General features: G+C 39.5%; 16 protein-coding genes. 5 read left to right on the top strand and 11 right to left on the bottom strand.

From position 1 onward, the window contains the following. The first annotated feature begins 86 nt into the window (after positions 1–86). Positions 87–2,348 carry an acyl-CoA dehydrogenase family protein gene (locus tag DMZ48_RS00500; protein WP_143953143.1) on the top strand — a complete coding sequence of 754 codons (2,262 nt, stop codon included), beginning with the start codon at positions 87–89 and terminating at the stop codon, positions 2,346–2,348. A 55-nt stretch (positions 2,349–2,403) separates the two neighbouring features. Here DMZ48_RS00500 and DMZ48_RS00505 read toward each other — a convergent pair whose 3' ends face one another. From DMZ48_RS00505 to DMZ48_RS00530, 6 genes are all read right to left on the bottom strand, one after another. Further along, on the bottom strand, positions 2,404–2,988 hold the full coding sequence (locus tag DMZ48_RS00505; protein ID WP_143953144.1) for a DUF3332 domain-containing protein: 585 nt from the start codon (positions 2,986–2,988) through the stop codon (positions 2,404–2,406). A 74-nt stretch (positions 2,989–3,062) separates the two neighbouring features. Then, entirely contained in the window at positions 3,063–4,076 is a 1,014-nt protein-coding gene (locus tag DMZ48_RS00510; protein WP_143953145.1) for a phytase, read from the bottom strand. 84 nt (positions 4,077–4,160) lie between these two features. Then, on the bottom strand, positions 4,161–7,001 hold the full coding sequence (locus DMZ48_RS00515) for a TonB-dependent receptor (RefSeq protein ID WP_199287915.1): 2,841 nt from the start codon (positions 6,999–7,001) through the stop codon (positions 4,161–4,163). Between the two features lie 218 nt (positions 7,002–7,219). Next, positions 7,220–7,480 carry a 50S ribosomal protein L27 gene (gene rpmA / locus DMZ48_RS00520; RefSeq protein ID WP_143953146.1) on the bottom strand — a complete coding sequence of 87 codons (261 nt, stop codon included), beginning with the start codon at positions 7,478–7,480 and terminating at the stop codon, positions 7,220–7,222. Positions 7,481–7,509: 29 nt separating this feature from the next. Then, positions 7,510–8,001: a 50S ribosomal protein L21 gene (gene rplU / locus DMZ48_RS00525; RefSeq protein WP_143953147.1), complete on the bottom strand. Its 492-nt coding sequence runs from the start codon at positions 7,999–8,001 to the stop codon at positions 7,510–7,512. A gap of 98 nt (positions 8,002–8,099) precedes the next feature. Beyond that, positions 8,100–8,561, bottom strand: coding sequence for a DUF4199 domain-containing protein (locus DMZ48_RS00530; protein ID WP_143953148.1), 462 nt, complete (start codon positions 8,559–8,561; stop codon positions 8,100–8,102). A 301-nt stretch (positions 8,562–8,862) separates the two neighbouring features. Between DMZ48_RS00530 and DMZ48_RS00535 the strand changes: the two genes are divergently transcribed. Then, entirely contained in the window at positions 8,863–10,929 is a 2,067-nt protein-coding gene (locus tag DMZ48_RS00535) for an insulinase family protein (protein WP_162558639.1), read from the top strand. 6 nt (positions 10,930–10,935) lie between these two features. Here the strand turns inward: DMZ48_RS00535 and DMZ48_RS00540 are convergent, their stop codons facing one another. After that, the gene (locus tag DMZ48_RS00540) at positions 10,936–11,811 is read right to left on the bottom strand and encodes a DMT family transporter (protein WP_143953150.1); all 876 of its coding nucleotides are present in this window, start codon (positions 11,809–11,811) and stop codon (positions 10,936–10,938) included. Between the two features lie 199 nt (positions 11,812–12,010). On the opposite strand from DMZ48_RS00540, the gene DMZ48_RS00545 reads away from it, so the two are divergent. Then, complete coding sequence (locus DMZ48_RS00545; protein ID WP_143953151.1) at positions 12,011–12,433, top strand: hypothetical protein; 423 nt, start codon at positions 12,011–12,013, stop codon at positions 12,431–12,433. Between the two features lie 36 nt (positions 12,434–12,469). Here DMZ48_RS00545 and gldD read toward each other — a convergent pair whose 3' ends face one another. The 4 genes from gldD to mutY are packed head-to-tail and all read right to left on the bottom strand — an operon-like array spanning position 12,470 to position 15,940. Further along, entirely contained in the window at positions 12,470–13,024 is a 555-nt protein-coding gene (gldD, locus tag DMZ48_RS00550; RefSeq protein ID WP_143953152.1) for a gliding motility lipoprotein GldD, read from the bottom strand. A gap of 2 nt (positions 13,025–13,026) precedes the next feature. After that, complete coding sequence (locus DMZ48_RS00555) at positions 13,027–14,343, bottom strand: gliding motility-associated protein GldE (protein WP_143953153.1); 1,317 nt, start codon at positions 14,341–14,343, stop codon at positions 13,027–13,029. Positions 14,344–14,367: 24 nt separating this feature from the next. Continuing rightward, entirely contained in the window at positions 14,368–14,847 is a 480-nt protein-coding gene (locus DMZ48_RS00560) for a single-stranded DNA-binding protein (RefSeq protein WP_143953154.1), read from the bottom strand. A gap of 55 nt (positions 14,848–14,902) precedes the next feature. After that, a complete protein-coding gene (gene mutY, locus DMZ48_RS00565; protein ID WP_143953155.1) occupies positions 14,903–15,940 on the bottom strand; it encodes an A/G-specific adenine glycosylase in 1,038 nt (345 codons plus the stop codon). A gap of 133 nt (positions 15,941–16,073) precedes the next feature. Here mutY and DMZ48_RS00570 point away from each other — a divergent pair, with 133 nt between their 5' ends. Together DMZ48_RS00570 and DMZ48_RS00575 are read left to right on the top strand one after the other, a co-directional pair. After that, positions 16,074–16,364: an HU family DNA-binding protein gene (locus DMZ48_RS00570; RefSeq protein ID WP_143953156.1), complete on the top strand. Its 291-nt coding sequence runs from the start codon at positions 16,074–16,076 to the stop codon at positions 16,362–16,364. A gap of 332 nt (positions 16,365–16,696) precedes the next feature. Further along, positions 16,697–18,241 carry an Rne/Rng family ribonuclease gene (locus tag DMZ48_RS00575; protein WP_143953157.1) on the top strand — a complete coding sequence of 515 codons (1,545 nt, stop codon included), beginning with the start codon at positions 16,697–16,699 and terminating at the stop codon, positions 18,239–18,241. Positions 18,242–18,282: the final 41 nt, after the last annotated feature.

Consider the following 18,282-nt stretch of genomic DNA (forward strand, 5'->3'; position numbering starts at 1 on the left):
TTAAATGGGTATCCACCTGCACCCCGCTAACAATATAAATTCATCCACTCCTTTATTCGCCCGACTAAATATCGTAATTTTCAATTATGAAAAATATGGAATACAGTCAGGGAATTAAGCGATATATTCCCCTGCTCTATGTAATATGGTCTGACGAACTTCTAAGTCCGTCTGAAATAGCAGTTTTCGAAAGAAACCTGGAAGATGACACGGTTAACCCGAAAGAGAAAAAGCAATTGCTTAAATGGCTTGACCCCGATCATCCTCCCAGTCCGGAAACGATCCTTTCCTGGCGGACCCTAATCGATGAATCGGGAATCAAACTAAATGAAAATGATACATACCCTTTGAGTTCATTCAGCACAAAGCTCGAATCTTCTGAAATTGTTGAAAATGCGACGAATGAACATCTGATCAGTATCGAAACTGACCTCGGGATTCAGCCGAACCATTACCGGCACCTGTTTTCAGTGGAACAGCAACGACATTCTGAATCTGACCGTTATCATGCGACAACTATAGATGCTATTCTCCACAGGAACGTTAAGGAAGCTACAAAGCGAATTCGACATACCTTAGACTCCGATAAGTTTCGCTTTGAAATTTTCAGAGATAAGGAGCATCAAAGAAAAAATGTACTGCAACAGGTAAAAGATCTTGCTTCACACGGGTTTGGAGCTATGGCTTATGATCAAGCATATGGTGGATTAAAGGACATGCCAGGATATGCCTCGGTTTTCGAACACCTGATCTATTCCAGCGGAAGTCTGGCAGTAAAGTTCGGTGTGCAGTTCGGCCTCTTCGGAGGAAGTGTTTTTAATCTCGGAACAGAACGCCACCACGATCGCTATCTGAACGACATCGGGCAGACAAAATTATTGGGCTGTTTTGCTATGACAGAAACCCGTCATGGTTCTAATGTAAGAGGAATACGAACTACCGCCACTTATGTAAAGGAAACCGATCAGATCGTTATCAATACTCCGGGGAAAGATGACAATAAAGAATATATTGGAAACGCACTTCATTCAACGATAGCTACGGTTTTTGCACAACTGATCGTGAATGGTAAAAACGAAGGGGTACATGCAGTGCTTGTTCCGTTAAGAGATCATAACGGAAACGTACTCGAAGGTATCAAGATAGAGGATAATGGTTATAAACTCGGTTTAAACGGAGTTGACAATGGTAAGATTTGGTTCTCAGATGTTGCAGTTCCCAGAGAGAATCTATTGAATCGTTACGGTGAGATAGACGATACCGGAAAATATCGTTCTGAAATACAGAACCCTGACAAACGTTTTTTCACCATGCTTGGCACCTTAGTAGGCGGACGAATATGTGTCGCAAAAGGAGCGCTGAGCGGAGCAAAAATAGCGTTGAACATAGCCGTCAAATACGCATTAAAAAGAAGACAGTTTAACAGTGATCAGAAATTGATGGAGGATCTGATCATGGATTATCCCACCCACCAGCTCCGACTGATAGCACCTTTAGCAAATTGTTATGTATACCATACGGTTCTTGACAAACTGATACATGACTATGATAAAGCTGATGAATCAGGCCGACGAAAGATCGAGACGCAGGCAGCTGCCCTGAAAGCCCTGATCACTGATTTTTCCAATAAGACCATTCAGGAATGTCGGGAAGCTTGTGGCGGTAAAGGCTACCTGCTTGAAAATATGATTGCGGACCTGAGGTCAGATATCGATATATTCACCACCTTTGAGGGAGATAATACTGTTTTATTACAGCTGGCCGCCAAAGGGTTACTCACCGAATTCAAATCTGAATTTAACAGTGATAGCTTTATGGATGCTCTCCGTTACATCGGCACAAGCCTGAGTGATAAAATGGCTACCTATAATCCCTTGTTTATAAACAACACGGATAAATCACATCTTTACGACACGGAATTTCACCTGGAGGCCCTGGTATATCGACGCAGAAGGTTAACTTTTTCAGCAGCTTCCCGCATCAGAAAATATCTTAAAAGAGGTTTGCCGGCCCAGCAGGCTTTCCTCAATGTTCAAACGCATTTCATCACATTAGGTCAGGCCTATGCTGACGAATTAGCTTACGAGGCCTTTCTTTTATTCACCAAATCAATTGATGACAGCGATTATAAGGAACTCTTTGAAAAAATCGGCACACTGAGTGCTCTAAACACCTTACACGAACACGCAGACTGGTATCTGGAACACGGATATTTCAGTTCCGGAAAATCAAAAGCGATCAAAAGAAGGCGCGAACGATTATGCTCTGAGTTAAGACCTTATGTAAATAGTCTTGCGGAAGGATTCGGCATCCCGGAGGGTTTGTTAGCTGCCCAGGTATTACAATAAAAAAAAGGCTGTGTTGAAAATCAACACAGCCTTTTCTGATTTTATTAAAATCGACCTATTTGCCTTCCGCATACATACCGTCGAGATAGAAACATTGTTTATACTCTTCAAGCATAGACTTACCTTCTTCTCTGGTTGCATTTTCCTGAATACGAATTTCAGATCCGTCTGGCATATAAACAATATAGAAGCCTTCGTCAAAAGAAGAAAGTTTGATAATTTCTCCATTGGCTTTAACGGCATTCCATGATTTTTCATCCGGCCTGTAAACAAGATCAACCATTTCTCCTGTTTTAGGTCCTTCAACAACCTTGATCTGCATCCTGTTCTGAGTTGCAGTCATTTTATAGGTGTTGTTCTCATATTTTACATATTGAGTCTCCGACTCACCTTCTTTCATGGCGATCGGATTACTTCCAGTCCAGAATTCCAGAACGTTGAAAATGATCACGTCACCAAGTAGGAATATCTCATAAACAGGTATGATCAACAATCCCCAGAATACGAGGTTATTGATGAATTTACTATCAGAAATACCCTGATTCCAATCTCTAAGATTATTAAATGCAGAGAAAGATCCCAGACAACTGGTAAACAAAACGGAAAGTGCCATTGCACTGCAAAGAGCGATTCTTTTCATAATAAAAATTTTGTCGATTGATTTCTCTAAATTAAGAAAAACAATTTAGAATGAAAGACTTATTTGCCTAATAATTAGTTATTTGGAATAATTTTACTCAAATCAAAGAAGTAAAAATTCTTCGCATCGTTCATGGCTACAAATAATCCGCTAGGATATTTCTCACCTAAAGACTCAGTAACTACATCACAACCATCCGTTTCTGTGGTTGTAAGATCAAGTTCTTTGATGAATTCGTTACTATTCCTGTCAAAGATCACAAACGAATGTTGTTGCTGATTTGATACGATGAGATAACCTTCGCCATCTTTAAACCTGGCAATGGCAATCCCTTCAATATCCTCTCTGAACAATGCTGCACCAAAACAGGCAAGCTCTTCATCTCCTTTTGAAGGTTCAGCATAATACTTACGAATACAATGTCCTTCATCCGAATAGTAAACAATCCCGTTTTCATCATCCACAGCAATAGCTTCAATTTCCTTTTTACCACTGAACTGTCCGAATTTACGAACCAGTGTAGCGGAAATTCCAGCTGTATTTGCTTCCAACTTATACTGATGCAGGTATCCGTTTAAAGGACCAGACTTTCTTCCTACAATGGCATAAAAGGCACCGTCGATCGGAGATTTGTATAAACTCACCCCCATAGGAAGATCGTGTTCGACTCCGGTTTCACCTTCAAAGATCTGAATTCCTCCATTATCAAGCGGTTTCATATCAGGTACTGAAAAGATGCGGATTTGTTTGCGCTCTCGCTCGGTCAATACAACAATATCCGTTTTAGTTGAATCATTGAGCTGAAATCCATATCGGAGATCAACATTATTTGGTCTTTTGAGTCCTCTTATAGTTTTAGATTCAATGATCTTTCCATCGAGATCAAAAGCATACAATGCTCCATCTGTGTCTTTATCGGTTCCGAATACTATTGAGGCAGCAGGATCTTCCGGGTTAACCCAAATCGCAGGGTCGTCAGTGTCATGAAGTGTCAATTCCGTTATGACTTGAGGTTCAACAACAGGCAGATCCTTTCCATTACATGCGATCAGTATAAGAGCTAATAGGGTACTAAATTTGAATTTCATAGGATAACTAAAATAAAGAGAAGAGTGCAAAGAAATGAATCTCTGCACTCAAAAGATTAAGAATTATTGATAGATAATTTTTGATTAACCTTTAAACAGGTCGTATTTAAGTCCGATCGTTATTCTTCTCGAATAATATTCCATCTGCATCGTACGATCTTTCACACCCTGATAATATCGTAACGGTTGATTGGTAATATTGGTCAGGTCAGCATAAAGTCTGAGATTCTTATTAATCGAGAAATTCAGATTGAAATCCAGGAAGAATTGCTCGTCATAATAACGATCTTCAAACGCTCGTCCTCCGATCTCATCGATATAGGCATCAGAATAGTTTGCCGATAATCTCATACTAAGACGTTTTCCTGTATAAGCCAGGGAGCCATTGAACATATTGGGTGCAGTATTCGGAAGATCCAGATCATCTCTTTCATCGCCGTCTTCATTTTTAATTCCATTTGCATCTGAAGAAAGATAAGTATAGTTCAGATAGATACTGAAGTTACTTGCAAATCCCGGAAGGAAATCCAATTGTCTCTGCAATGCGATCTCTGCTCCAAGAATACTGGCATCGTCACCATTTTGTGGCTGGAAAACGTCGTAACCCTCGGTTCCTGAACCGAAACTATCATCAGTTGCTTCAAATACTGAAGTATAAATAAAATTGTCAACCTTCTTATAGAACACTCCTCCGGAAATCAATCCGACATTCTTAAAATAATGTTCAGCCATAAGGTCAAAGTTCATCGAGGTGGTTGGATCGAGTTCTGAATTTCCAAGTACGACTTCATTATCATCAGTGATCACATCGATAGATGGAACAAGGTCTACATAATTCGGTCTTGCCAAAGTATTGGTCCATGCTAACCTGAAAATGGTATTTTCATTCAGATTATACTTAAAATGTACCCCAGGCAGCACATTGGTATACGCGCTCTTATCGGTAACTTTTCCAATAAGATCTTCCTCATCCATGATCTGATTTCCTGTAGCGGTTATATTGGTATTCTCAATACGAACTCCGGCAAGAACTGATAATTTATCCGTGATATTCTGATTAGTCATCAGATAACCCGCATAAACGTTTTCATCCACATCGAAATTAGCTCTCAGGTATTCATCGGGAACATCACTTTCTTCAAAGATATCCTCATTTTTAAGATTCAGACCTCCTAAGAATTCAGGAGTCACAAAATAACCAGCCTGATATTGCGATCCCGCAAGGAAATCAGGATCGGTATAGTCATGTATGGCTACATCCTTCATTGTATCAAATCCTGGAATAAGAGACTCATATTCGTAGAAATTATTATTTCTCTCTTTATTCTTGAAACGACCTCGGGCACCGAATTTAATAGTTCCGCCATGTCCGAGAAGATCAGCAGGTAATTGGAAGTTAAGGAAAGCATTGATATCCTTTTCATCGGTATACTGATATTCTTCAGTTAACTCATCGAATTCATAATTCTCAGGAGTAGTATCTGCCGGATCAACCGGAGTCATGATCGGGTAACGGGTATTCAGGTTACGGTTCACCGCGAATTCACTTGCGTAAGCGATATAACGCTCATTCGGACGTTCTTCTGATGCCTTTGCATAGGAAGCCATCCAATTAACCTTCATATTCCCGAATAAATGATCACCACCCAGACTATAGTTCTGCATGCGCTGATCTTCAAGTCGGGCATTATCATTTCGTCCACCCGGTACACCACCTTTAGTCTCTCTCACTTCTTCGGCAGGAAAACGAACAAGGTTGTTATTACCATCGATCTGAAAATCACCTATTGCGATATCTTCTCCATCCAGGATCTCATTACTGTAGGCAAAACGATTCTCGCGATCATCTCTCCAGTTATACATGGATTTAAAATAGATATTATGATTTTCATTAAAATTATAATCCAGATTTGCAGCAAAACTTCTTCTTACCCGTTGAACAAGGTAAGTTCTGGTTTCATATTCTTTGGTATAAGGATTAACCTCCACCTCTTCGGTATCACTACCATTAAAGTATTCGAATTCATCATCCCATTCAGCTTCTACGTTATCCGAACCGAAATCATTATCATTGATCGAAGCGGAAACCATCCATCCGAACTTCCCGTTCTTGGTACGATCCCCTACAAGGAAGGAACCGTTGAGAATTCTCTTTTCAGTGATTGTGTTCACCCCAGAACCTGCAGTTGCCGAAAGACGAAATCCCTGTGGAGCAGTACGTGTAACAAGATTTACAGATCCGCCCAATGCGTCAGCATCCATATCCGGGGTAACAGCCTTACTCACCTCGATGGTCTGGATCATATCGGAAGGGATAAGGTCCATCTGAACATTTCTGTTATCTCCTTCTGCAGAAGGAATGCGGCTACCATTCAGCGTAACCGAATTCAATTGTGGTGAAAGTCCGCGGATAATAATATTTCTGGCCTCTCCCTGATCCACCTGCATAGTGATTCCGGGTATCCGTTTAACGGCATCCCCTATATTCGCATCAGGAAATTTCCCAATTTGATCTGTCGACACCACATTGGTAATATTCATATTGTTCTTCTGGGTGTTGAGTGCTCTTGCCTGACCGCTCAATCCGTAAGCGGAGATTTCCACTCCTTCCAGTTCCATACTCTCAGCGGTAAGAACGATATTTATATGAGTGGTCTCCGAAGCTTTAACGGTAACATCCACCTCAACATCTGAAAATCCCAGATATTTTACGATGACCTTATGATCGCCTTCAGGAACGGCTACGAAAGTAAATTTACCGTTCTGATCGGAAACTGCACCCTTCATCATATCAGATATTATTACAGTGGCTCCCGGAACATAGATACCGTTTTCATCAGCAATTGTTCCCGTAAGGTTTCCTTCCTGGGCAACTGCAGACAAGAACAGCATAAACATTAGTGAAAATGCAAATAGATTCTTCATTAGTGATTGTAATTTAGTTGACGGTTACAAAGAAACTATGAGGAATCCTGAAACATGTTGTGGGAAAAATAAGGTAATGTTAAGCTACCTTTTCGAATACACAGGAAGGAAGTTAAGTTTTAGAATTATTTAACATATGGTTAATAAACCCCCTGAAAAGCAAAAAGCCCTTTGACAGAAATATGTCAAAGGGCTTTTTATTTTTTGTAAAAAGCTTCTTAAGCCTCGAAAGGCTCGATAGAAACGTAAGACTTATTGTCTTTTTTCTTCTGAAACTTAACGATACCGTCAATTTTAGCATGTAAGCTATGGTCTTTACCCATATATACATTATCACCAGGATGGTGAGCAGTACCTCTTTGTCTTACAATGATATTTCCAGCGATTGCGGCCTGACCTCCAAAGATCTTAACACCGAGGCGTTTCGATTCTGATTCTCTACCGTTCTTGGAACTACCAACTCCTTTTTTATGTGCCATTTTATTAGAGTTTTATCGGTTATCAATAATTAGCTTAATGCTTCGATTAATTCGGCTTTTTTCATAGAAGAGTAACCTGTTACTCCTTTATCTTTTGCCATTTCTCTCAACTCAGCAACGGTAAGATCGTTTAGATCCTGACCTGCAGCGGCTGGAGCAGCTTCAGCTTTCTTTTCTTCTTTCTTAGGAGCAGCTTTTTTAGTTGCACCACTAGCTACGATATTCTCGATTACAAGCTCGGTAAGGTATTGTCTGTGACCGTTCTTAACACGGTAACCTTTACGTCTCTTTTTCTTGAATACAATAACTTTGTCTCCTTTAAGGTGCTTTACGACTTTAGCCTCAACAGCGGCTCCGTCTATAGCCGGGGCGCCGATGGTAACTGAACCGTTGTCATCAAGAAGAAGTACATTGTCAAAGGAAACTTTGTCACCTTCTTCTGAAGCCAAACGATGCACATATACCTTCTGATCTTTTGCAACTTTAAATTGCTGCCCTGCTATCTCTACAATTGCGTACATAACGTATGGATTAATAAAATAATAGTAATTAAACTGCTGCCAAAATGTATTTTTGGCGGGTGCAAATATACTGTTAATTCCCTAAACCGCAAACGTTTTTATGCCTTTTGAATATTTTTTTTAGGGTTCCAGCTCGGTTTGAATTTTTGCATGAAGGCAAGTGTGAGTACAACTGTTGAAGCAAATCCTTCAACCAGGAGTATAAATATGAGAATTCCAGGGCCTTGATTGTAGTCTTTCATCCAGCTTTCCATAATCAATTTCGGGAACTCTTTATCGATATGAAACATATAGATAGCCATAAAGCCTACAAAGATGAGGGTAGCCAAAAATCCGGTGAAAATACCGGTCTTAAATCCTTTATAATAGTCAAATTTATCACCCTCGATCAATCTTCTGATTCGGATCACAGAATAGATACCATAAGCTACTATGGCTCCGTTAGAGATCCTTAACCAAGGATTTTCATGCAAACCGATCAATTTCAATATTAAGAAATAAGCGATCAGTCCTATGGCGATGAAAATTCCAAAACGAATATGCAATTTTTCAGGATTCATAGAGGTAACCTTTTAATTAACAGCATTTAAATTACAAAAAATTGAATGACTCCCGGTTAATATTGACTTAAAATTTAGTCGTTAACCCACCTGATCTGAATTATTCCATTAATTTTACGCCAGAAATTATCAACCGGTGTGCCACAGTGATTTAAACATCCCAACACCCCCCTTTCATTCAAAATCGGGTTATTACGATAAACGATGATTGTTAAATTAAATTAAAGGATTTTCAACTGTACGGTACATTTCTTAATTTCAATACGGAGTTAATCCAGCTCGAATTTAAAAAATGAATTTAATGAAATACTTGTTGTCCTGTTTTGCCATCGCTGCCTGCCTTTCACTGACTGCTCAGACCGGCGAAGAACAACAATCGGAAACCGCAACAGCATCTCAACCGACTATCGAAGTATCCCGATCGCTAATTTTAAGCAATGGTTTAAAAGTCATTGTGATCGAAGACAGAGAACTTCCTAAAATCACCTATACACTAACACTGGATAATCCACTTATACCTGAAGATGACCAGCCCGGTATTACTGCCCTGGTTCATAAAATGACCGGTAACGGTTCTGAAAACATTTCCAAAGAAGAATTTGAGAACCAGATCAAACAGATGGGAGCATCCTTCTCTTTCGGATTGGATAAAAATGTGGCCACCGGACTATCCGGAAATCACGACCAGATCCTCAATTTATTCTCCGATGCCCTTCTGCACCCAAATTTCACAACGGAAGAATTGGAGAAAATTAAAGCTGAATTGATCACTAAAATAGAAGAAGATCAAAATCATATTGAACACACAGCTTCTGATGTTGCAAATATTCTGGCCTATGGAAAGTCACACCCAAGAAGCATGAGAGCAAGTGCAGCTTCCCTTAAAAGCATTTCTTTGGAAGATGTCCAGAAGTTCTATCATAACTATTTTGTTCCGGCAAATGCATATTTGACCATAACGGGTGACATCAGCTTTGAAGAAGGTGCGAGAATAGCAGAAAAGAATTTTTCAGAATGGGCTAAAGCCACTCCCCCGTCTTTCACCTTCAATGCACCAAAGGACCCGTATTATACACAGATCGCTTTTATCGACATGCCTGGAGCATCCAAATCGAGAATTATCTATGAGAATCTTATCGACCTCAAGATGAATCAATCTGACTATCCCGCTGTAATTCTTGCCAATTCTATTTTGGGCAGGAAAGGCAAAGGCAGACTTTTCCGCTACCTGACAGAGACCAAAGGCTTTACTAATAATGTAACTTCTCATGTGGGATATAGCAAGAAATCAATGTCTACTTTTCAGGTTCGTTCAACTGCAAACCCCGAGGATACTGAGAATATCATCAAGGCTATTCTGGAAGTTTTAGAGAACATGAAAGAAACTCCGGTCACTGATACTGAATTACAACAGGCACAACAATCGCTGATCGCAGACATGAAGAAAAGACGGTCTAATCCGGTTAACAGAGCAGATCAGGAGGTGAAAATCATGACCGAATCCTTACCTTCAAACTTTTATGCCGATTTTGAAGCCAGAATTCTTTCTGTATCATTGGAAGATATTCAAAGGGCTGCGAATACCTATTTTAAATCTGACCGTGCGAGAATAATAGTTGTAGGAGATGGCAGTGACATGCTCAGTGCACTGAAATCACTCAAATACAAAAATAAACCAGTGCCTGTCAAATTTTATGACAGAAACGGAGAGCCTGCCACGGAACCTAAATATACCTCAGAAATCCCGGAAGGAACTGATGCAAATACGATTCTGCAAAAATTCATCGACTCTTTGGGTGGACGCGAAAGACTAGAAGAGATCAGCTCTATGTATATGTCTGCAGAAGGCAAGGTACAAGGAATGAGCATGAATATGGAGATCAAAAAACTGAGCGGTAAATATTCCATGGCCATGAAAATGATGGGGAGCACGATCACCAAGCAGGTATATAATGGAGAATCCGGATACATGATCGTTCAGGGAAATGTAGAACCCATGCCTGAAAAAATGATCAACGAACTCAATATCACCTCGAATGTCTTTCCCGAACTAGCCATGTTAAATAATAACATCCTAAAACTCGATCGGGTTGAAATGCTGGATGGAAGAAAAACCTATGTGCTTTCCGGTTTCGGCAATAAATACATGTATTTCGATGCTAAGTCTGGTTTGAAGATAAAAGAGGAAACCGTGGTTAAATCAGGTAATGAAACCATTGTTTCAACTACCCTCATGGGAGATTACCGCGAAGTCAATGGAATCAAATTCCCATATTTCCTTTCACAGACAACCGACAATCAGGAGATCGAAATGAATGTTCAGACATTAAAACTCAACGAAGGGGTTTCGGATACTGATTTTCAGTAGTGATCATCATTTGCCTTTATTGACGAGATAGACACCTCCCAGAATGAATATAGCCCCGAACAAATGCCCCAATCCGAAATGCTCTCCGTCAAGAACGCCCCAGAACACCCCCACAACCGGTATCAGATAGGTCACTGAGGTTGAAAAAACAGCATCTGAAATTTGAATAAGTCTGTTGAAAAGGATCTTAGCCATACCGGTTCCAAAAACCGCAAGTATTGCGATATACATCAGTGAGGTCTGCAGTTCCTGCAAATCCGCTTCATCGGTTTCAAATATTCCGGAAAAACAAAGCAATACGATCGCTGGAAGCACCATAAAAGCGAAATTACCCACAGCTATGCTCATCGCAGAAACATCCTGTAATTTAGTCTTTATAATATTCGCATTAGCTGCATAAAGAATCGCAGCAATAATTACCAACAATGAATAGAAATAGTTTTGATCAGGATTCAGGGAGGCTCCCTGTAAAATCAATAATCCGGCACCTATCAGTCCGAAAAGGACACCAAATAATTGAATCCTGACGAACCGGATCCTGAATAATACCACCCCCATAATAATCGCAAAGAGGGGAACCAATGAATTGAGAACCGAAGCGATATTACTATCGATCTCCGTTTCTGCAAAGGCGAACAGGAATACCGGAATAAAGGTGCCACAAAGCGCCGACAGCCCCACCCAGGGCCATTCTTTCTTCTTAATCCTGAACAACGATCTAAAACCTATCAGAAACAAAAATATCGTTGAAAATATGATACGTACTGCACCGAGTTGCAAGGGTGTAAGGCCACCAAGCCCCTTCTTTATGAGAATATAAGAACTCCCCCATATCAATGAAAGTACGATCAGATATACCCATTTACGTGTATCATTATTCATCGAATACCAATTTTTAAGAGAGCAAAAATGACATAATATTTAATTATTCATACTACGATTCACCTTAAAATTATCGACAACCTCATCGTTATGTTCTGCTCAAATCGAAACATGATTACCAAATCAGAGTTTAGATTCCGGGATTATCTTAAGGCATTGAAAAAAAATAGACTTAATTTTAGACTTTAAATTTACATTCATGAAAAAATTATTGATCCTTATTTTAATAGCTCCGTTAATGCTCCTGTCCTGTAAACAGGAAAAACCTGCAGAGAACGAGCAGATGAAGCGAGTGATTGCTATCCACGATGAGGTCATGCCTCAAATGACGAAGCTCACAAAATTAGTTGGAGAACTCAAGCCCCTTGCAGATTCTACTGAGACGGGAGCTCCTTACCAAAAAGCGATGACCGACCTGCAGGAATCTCATGAACTCATGATGTCCTGGATGAAAGGTTTTGGTGATCGTTTCACACACGAAGAGATCCTTCAGGGAAAGGAACTTAGTCCCGAAAAGGAAATATGGCTCGATGAAGAAGAAATAAAAGTCAAGGAGATGCGAGACAAGGTTAATGAAAGTGTCGCCAATGCTGAAAAACTACTCAGCAAGCCATCTGAATAATTAAAAAAAGAGCCCGTTGATCAACGGGCTCTTTTTTTAATTCCAGGTAAATGATTCCATCAAATGCCTGATATCATCTTCCAGATATGCTGCTGCTGGCATAATACTATCATAATTCGGTTTCGATGAGAAATATAGCGACCCGGTTACGAAGTTACGTGTACTGTCAGTCAAATAGAATTGTGATTGTGATGCAGCATTTCCCCTTACCATATAAAACATACCATAAACGCCCTTATCATCATTTATAAAGGGCTGCTCGGTTATATTATCCGCCTTAACCACATGTTCATAAGTCAGCTTTTGCGCATCCCTAAGTAAGAGATCGAGATCTCCATCAACCGCCTTATAGGTTATATAGATCTTTGCATTCATTCCTTTATAATCGAGATTGAATGAACAATCTTTAAAATTCTCAAGGGTTGCCGCTTTATTTTGTTCGAAATCGAAAGGACATTCCTTTGAGATCCCGGAATATAAGGGAGCTGGATATTCCAGCCTTAGCGTAGCTTTAGGCTTCGGTACGGGGGCATCACCGCAACTACTTACAAAGATCACGGCAACAGAAAGGATCAATAACTTCCTGAACATTCTCAACTCAGACTTACTTTTAATTGTTTAATTCTTTTTTTATCCAGGGCTTCGACCTCAAAAATATAATTGTTGAATTTTATCTTCTCTCCCTTTTTCGGAAAACTACCTGCGATCTCCAGAACGAATCCGGCTATGGTTTCCGATTCACCTTTGCAATCCTCAAATTCCGATTCATTTTCTATTCGGATCACCCGATAAAAATCCTTCAATGTCGTTTTCCCTTCAAATACAAAGTTCTTTTCATCAAGTTTGGAATAGATGAGATCTTCATCGTCGAATTCATCACTGATATCACCAACGATCTCCTCTATGATATCTTCCAGAGTTACGAGTCCTGAAGTACCGCCATATTCGTCTACCACAATAGCCAAATGACTTTTCATTTCCTGAAACTCCTTTAAAAGGTCATCAAGCTTTTTATTTTCCGGAACAAAATAAGGATCTCTGATCAAAGATACCCAGTCAAAGACCTTTCTGTCGATATAAGGCAACAGATCCTTAACATAAAGAACGCCGGTAACATTATCCATATTGTCGCGAAATACCGGAATACGCGAATACCCGTTATCGACGATCAAGCTAACGACCTCCGGAAATTTCATTTCCTCATTCAATGCGAAGATATCGATCCTGGGTCGCATAACCTGCCTGGTATCCGTATTCCCAAAGGAAACAATACCTTGTAATATCTTCTTTTCCTCGTTGGTGGTATCGTCCTCCGAGGTAAGTTCAAGAGCATGAGAAAGCTGATCAACCGATATATTACTTCGTTTTTTACCCAGTTTATCCTGAAGATAGATCGTGATCGCCCGCATCGGCATACTCAACGGATAGAATAAATGATCGAGAACATTCAACGGATGAGCCATGAAAAGTGCAAACTTGGTCTTATTCCGACTCGCGTAGATCTTTGGAAGAATCTCCCCGAATAACAGAATCAGAAAGGTTGCCACGACAACTTCAAGAATAAATCTTATATCGATAAAACCAAATATCTTACCATTAACTCCGGAAAAGAACAACTCACTGAGAGAACTGAATAGCAGAACAATGGCAATATTTATAAAATTATTGGCCACCAAAATGGTAGCCAGTAGTTTCTTAGGTTTTTCCAGTAGTTTGACCACTATATTTCCTCGATCCGATTTCGAGACCTGAGGGTCATTGATATCGGAAGGACTCAAGGAAAAGAATGCGACTTCAGCTCCGGAAATAAGTGCAGAAAATGTAAGCAGGCAAATAAGCACCAGCAGTTTGATGACTGAAGCTGATTCTATAAATAAAAAAGCGATTAAACTCGGGGGTTCAGGGTCCAAAGTCCAAGGTTTTAATTAAACAAATCAGAATGGAAGATCGTCATCTTCTTCTTCATACTGCGATGGTGAATTCGTGGCACTTACAGCCGGTCCTGACTGTTGTGGCCGGGATTCATTTTGCTGACGAGGTTGTGGCGCACCACCGCTCTGACCAGCAGGATTATCGTTTTTATTGGATAAAAATGTGAAATCGGTCGCATGAATCTCTGTTGTATACCTCATATTTCCATCTTCACCCTGCCATTGTCTGGTTTTCAGTCTGCCCTCCACATAAATCTTGTCTCCTTTAGAAAGGTATTTCTCGCAGACCTCAGCCGCCTTATTTCGAACAACGATATTATGCCATTCGGTATTGGTTACTTTTTCACCGGTCTGCCTGTTGAGATAGGTCTCGTTCGTAGCCAGCGGAAAACGCCCCAGGCAATTGCCTCCTTCAAAATAATTCATCTTTACCTCGTCTCCAAGGTGTCCTATCAACATTACTTTATTCAGTGTACCACTCATAAGATCGGTTTCTAATAATCAGGTTATTTTATAAATGTATTAATTTTTGTTGTATCTAAAAATCAAATTCCCGGACAAAATTAGCAATCAACACAGGAACAGGATATTCAGAGAGGCTTTTCTCATCAACTCCATCTTTGATACTACCCTGCAAATTTACGATCCAGAACGTAGTATTGATATGTTGATGCGATAATTTATGAACTTTTGGCTTTTCGTTAAAACGAATAATTTCAAACGGATCGTTTTTCACCAATTCTTTAAATGTTGAATCCGCCAAAATATCTGGTTCCTCCAAGACCTTTTCCGATTCGATCAATGGGAATTCGTAAAGATTCTGCCATATATCACCTTCCCCTCTTTTTCTGAGTATAGTATTTTCACCGGTCCTTACAATCACATAATTAAAAAACCGCTGTCTGATCTTCTGCTTTTTGATCTTTACGGGCAATTCCCCAACCTTTCCGGATTGAAATGCCTGACACTCCATATTCAAAACACACGATTCACAATCAGGATTGACCGGCTTACATTGTACCGCTCCGAATTCCATTACAGCCTGATTATGATCTCCGGGATCTTCAGGACCTATCTGATCATTGGCAATTTCTTTAAAGAGCCTGATTCCGACAGTGGAGTTTATGGGCTCATCAATCCCGAAGTAACGCGACAAAACCCGGTAAACATTTCCGTCGACCACGGCAACAGGTTCATCATAACAGATGGAGGCAATTGCATTGGCTGTATATTCACCTACTCCTTTTAATTTTTTTAATTCTGCTGCTGAAGCGGGAAAAACACCATTAAGTTCTGAAGCTATATACTTTGCGGTAGCATGCAAATTTCTCGCTCTCGAGTAATACCCCAACCCTTGCCAAAGCTTTAAAACTTCCTGTTCTTCTGCATCCGCAAGGTCAAAAATAGTCGGAAACCGCTCTTTAAATTTTAAATAATAGGGCAATCCCTGTGCCACACGGGTTTGTTGTAACATTATTTCCGAAAGCCATATATTATAGGGTATTTTCGATGTTCGCCATGGTAGCAGCCTCTTATTCGCTGTATACCAGTTATTTATATTTTTAGTAAAAGACATACCCGATTAAAATAAATTTTAGTAAATTGGGTTTATTTAGTTAAATTTTAATTGTTTAGAGTATAAATATTGATATTTTAATTTATATATTTGCAACCCCTAAATTTATAACACGTAAAACAAAAATAACAAAATGACTAAAGCAGACATCGTAGCTAAGATTTCAGAAAAACTTGGCATGGAAAAAGGAGACGTACAGGCAACTGTTGAATCATTTATGGAAGAGGTAAAAAACTCCTTGGAAGGTGGTGATAATGTATACCTACGAGGTTTTGGAAGCTTTATTATCAAAACTAGAGCTGAAAAAACCGGAAGAAATATTTCCAAAAATACTACAATTAAGATCCCAGCTCACAACATTCCGGCATTCAAACCAGCGAAAGTTTTTGTAGAGGGTGTTAAAACTAGTGTAGAGGTAAAATAAATTATTAATATAAATCATTTCATAAATGCCCAGCGGTAAAAAAAGAAAGAGACATAAGGTAGCTACGCACAAGCGTAAGAAAAGAAGAAGAGCTAACCGTCATAAGAAAAAGTAGTTAGATTAACTACTTTTTCTTTTTCAAGGTATTTAATACAACTATCGTTCATTGAAATAGGAAAATCAATTGATTTGATTTGATTTTCCGCCGGGTTTAAAAAAAACCTGTCTGACAAAAGAAATTAAGCTCAAACGTTTTCTTAAGGAAAACCAGAGTTATTGTTTAATCCATCGGTCCGTGACATCAACTACGGACAGATATAAATTCATTCAGAGTGAATAAAGAATTAATCGTAAGATCTGGTTCCTCTGACGTTGATTTTGCCATATTAAAGGATGGAAAACTAATTGAATTGCACAAGGAGCAGGACAGTAGTGATTTCTCCGTTGGTGACATCATGCTCGCCAAGGTCAGAAAACCTGTTTCCGGATTGAATGCCGCATTTGTCAATGTCGGTTATGAAAAAGATGCATTTCTGCATTATCACGATCTGGGACCACAATTGTCTTCCCTACTGAAATTCATTAAACGAGTAAGCACAGGTAAATTAAAAGATTTCTCTTTAAAAGACTTCCCATTTGAAAAAGATATAGACAAAAATGGCGTCATCAATGATGTTCTTAAAGCCAATCAGTCTATACTAGTACAAATTGTAAAAGAGCCTATTTCAACCAAAGGTCCGAGAATCAGTTCAGAACTTTCCATCGCGGGAAGATATCTTGTTCTCGTTCCATTTTCCGATCGCGTTTCCGTTTCACAGAAAATAGAAAGCAAAGAAGAAAAAGACCGGTTAAAAAGGCTGGTACAAAGCATCAGACCAAAAGGTTTTGGCGTTATTGTACGTACAGTTGCCGATGGCAAAAAAGTCGCAGAACTAGACAAAGATCTGAACAACCTGTTAAGTAAATGGACAGCGTTGTGTAAAAAAATCTATAAAGCGAACTATCCATCCAAGGTCCTAAGTGAATTAAACAGAGCCGCATCCATTCTCAGGGATGTATTTAATGATGATTTCACAGGAATTTTTGTTGATGATGAGACGCTTTACTACCAAATCAAGGATTATGTGCATCAAATTGCACCTGATAAAGAATCCATTGTAAAATTATATGATTCCAGTATCCCGATATTCGAAAAATTCGGAATAGAGAGACAAATCAAAACTTCATTCGGCAGAACCGTTTCAACCAGTAAAGGAGCTTATCTGGTAATCGAACATACCGAGGCTTTACACGTAATCGATGTAAACAGCGGGAATCGTTCCAATAAAGCTAAAACACAGGAAGACACGGCCCTCGAGGTAAACCTGATCGCCGCCAAAGAGATCGCAAGACAATTACGTCTGCGAGATATGGGCGGAATTATCGTGATTGATTTCATCGATATGACTACCGCCGATAATCGTAAAAAACTTTACGATAAATTAAGAGAGGAAATGAAAGATGACCGCGCTAAGCACAAGATTCTTCCTCCGAGTAAGTTTGGACTCATACAAATTACAAGACAGCGCGTAAGACCGGAAATGAATATCAAAACCAGGGAAGAAAATCCTAATGGTGAGGGCGAAGTTGAAGCCCCGATCGTATTGATAAATAAGATTTCCGCTGATCTGGAGCGCATATTACAAAATAAAAGCTTTAAAGAAGGTATCATTCTAAATACCCACCCTTTTATAGCTGCATACTTAACCAAAGGATTTCCATCCGTCCGTTCTAAATGGTTTTTAGAACACAAAAAATGGGTTAAAGTTTTACCAAGAGATGCTTACACGTACCTTGAATATCGTTTTAAAGATAAAAACGGAAAGGTATTATCATAAAAAAAACCACGCCAAGGCGTGGTTTTTTTGTTTCTTTACGT

The sequence above is a fragment of the Robertkochia solimangrovi genome (assembly GCF_007279655.1).
GTDB lineage: Bacteria > Bacteroidota > Bacteroidia > Flavobacteriales > Flavobacteriaceae > Robertkochia > Robertkochia solimangrovi.

Excerpts from the sequence above, each read along its gene's own strand:
- DMZ48_RS00535 (WP_162558639.1), top strand. The coding sequence starts at position 8,863 with ATGAAATACTTGTTGTCCTGTTTTGCCATCGCTGCCTGCCTTTCACTG.
- DMZ48_RS00560 (WP_143953154.1), bottom strand. The coding sequence starts at position 14,847 with ATGAGTGGTACACTGAATAAAGTAATGTTGATAGGACACCTTGGAGAC.
- DMZ48_RS00510 (WP_143953145.1), bottom strand. The coding sequence starts at position 4,076 with ATGAAATTCAAATTTAGTACCCTATTAGCTCTTATACTGATCGCATGT.
- DMZ48_RS00515 (WP_199287915.1), bottom strand. The coding sequence starts at position 7,001 with ATGAAGAATCTATTTGCATTTTCACTAATGTTTATGCTGTTCTTGTCT.
- DMZ48_RS00500 (WP_143953143.1), top strand. The coding sequence starts at position 87 with ATGAAAAATATGGAATACAGTCAGGGAATTAAGCGATATATTCCCCTG.
- mutY (WP_143953155.1), bottom strand. The coding sequence starts at position 15,940 with ATGTCTTTTACTAAAAATATAAATAACTGGTATACAGCGAATAAGAGG.
- DMZ48_RS00570 (WP_143953156.1), top strand. The coding sequence starts at position 16,074 with ATGACTAAAGCAGACATCGTAGCTAAGATTTCAGAAAAACTTGGCATG.
- DMZ48_RS00540 (WP_143953150.1), bottom strand. The coding sequence starts at position 11,811 with ATGAATAATGATACACGTAAATGGGTATATCTGATCGTACTTTCATTG.
- DMZ48_RS00530 (WP_143953148.1), bottom strand. The coding sequence starts at position 8,561 with ATGAATCCTGAAAAATTGCATATTCGTTTTGGAATTTTCATCGCCATA.
- rplU (WP_143953147.1), bottom strand. The coding sequence starts at position 8,001 with ATGTACGCAATTGTAGAGATAGCAGGGCAGCAATTTAAAGTTGCAAAA.
- DMZ48_RS00505 (WP_143953144.1), bottom strand. The coding sequence starts at position 2,988 with ATGAAAAGAATCGCTCTTTGCAGTGCAATGGCACTTTCCGTTTTGTTT.
- DMZ48_RS00545 (WP_143953151.1), top strand. The coding sequence starts at position 12,011 with ATGAAAAAATTATTGATCCTTATTTTAATAGCTCCGTTAATGCTCCTG.
- rpmA (WP_143953146.1), bottom strand. The coding sequence starts at position 7,480 with ATGGCACATAAAAAAGGAGTTGGTAGTTCCAAGAACGGTAGAGAATCA.
- gldD (WP_143953152.1), bottom strand. The coding sequence starts at position 13,024 with ATGTTCAGGAAGTTATTGATCCTTTCTGTTGCCGTGATCTTTGTAAGT.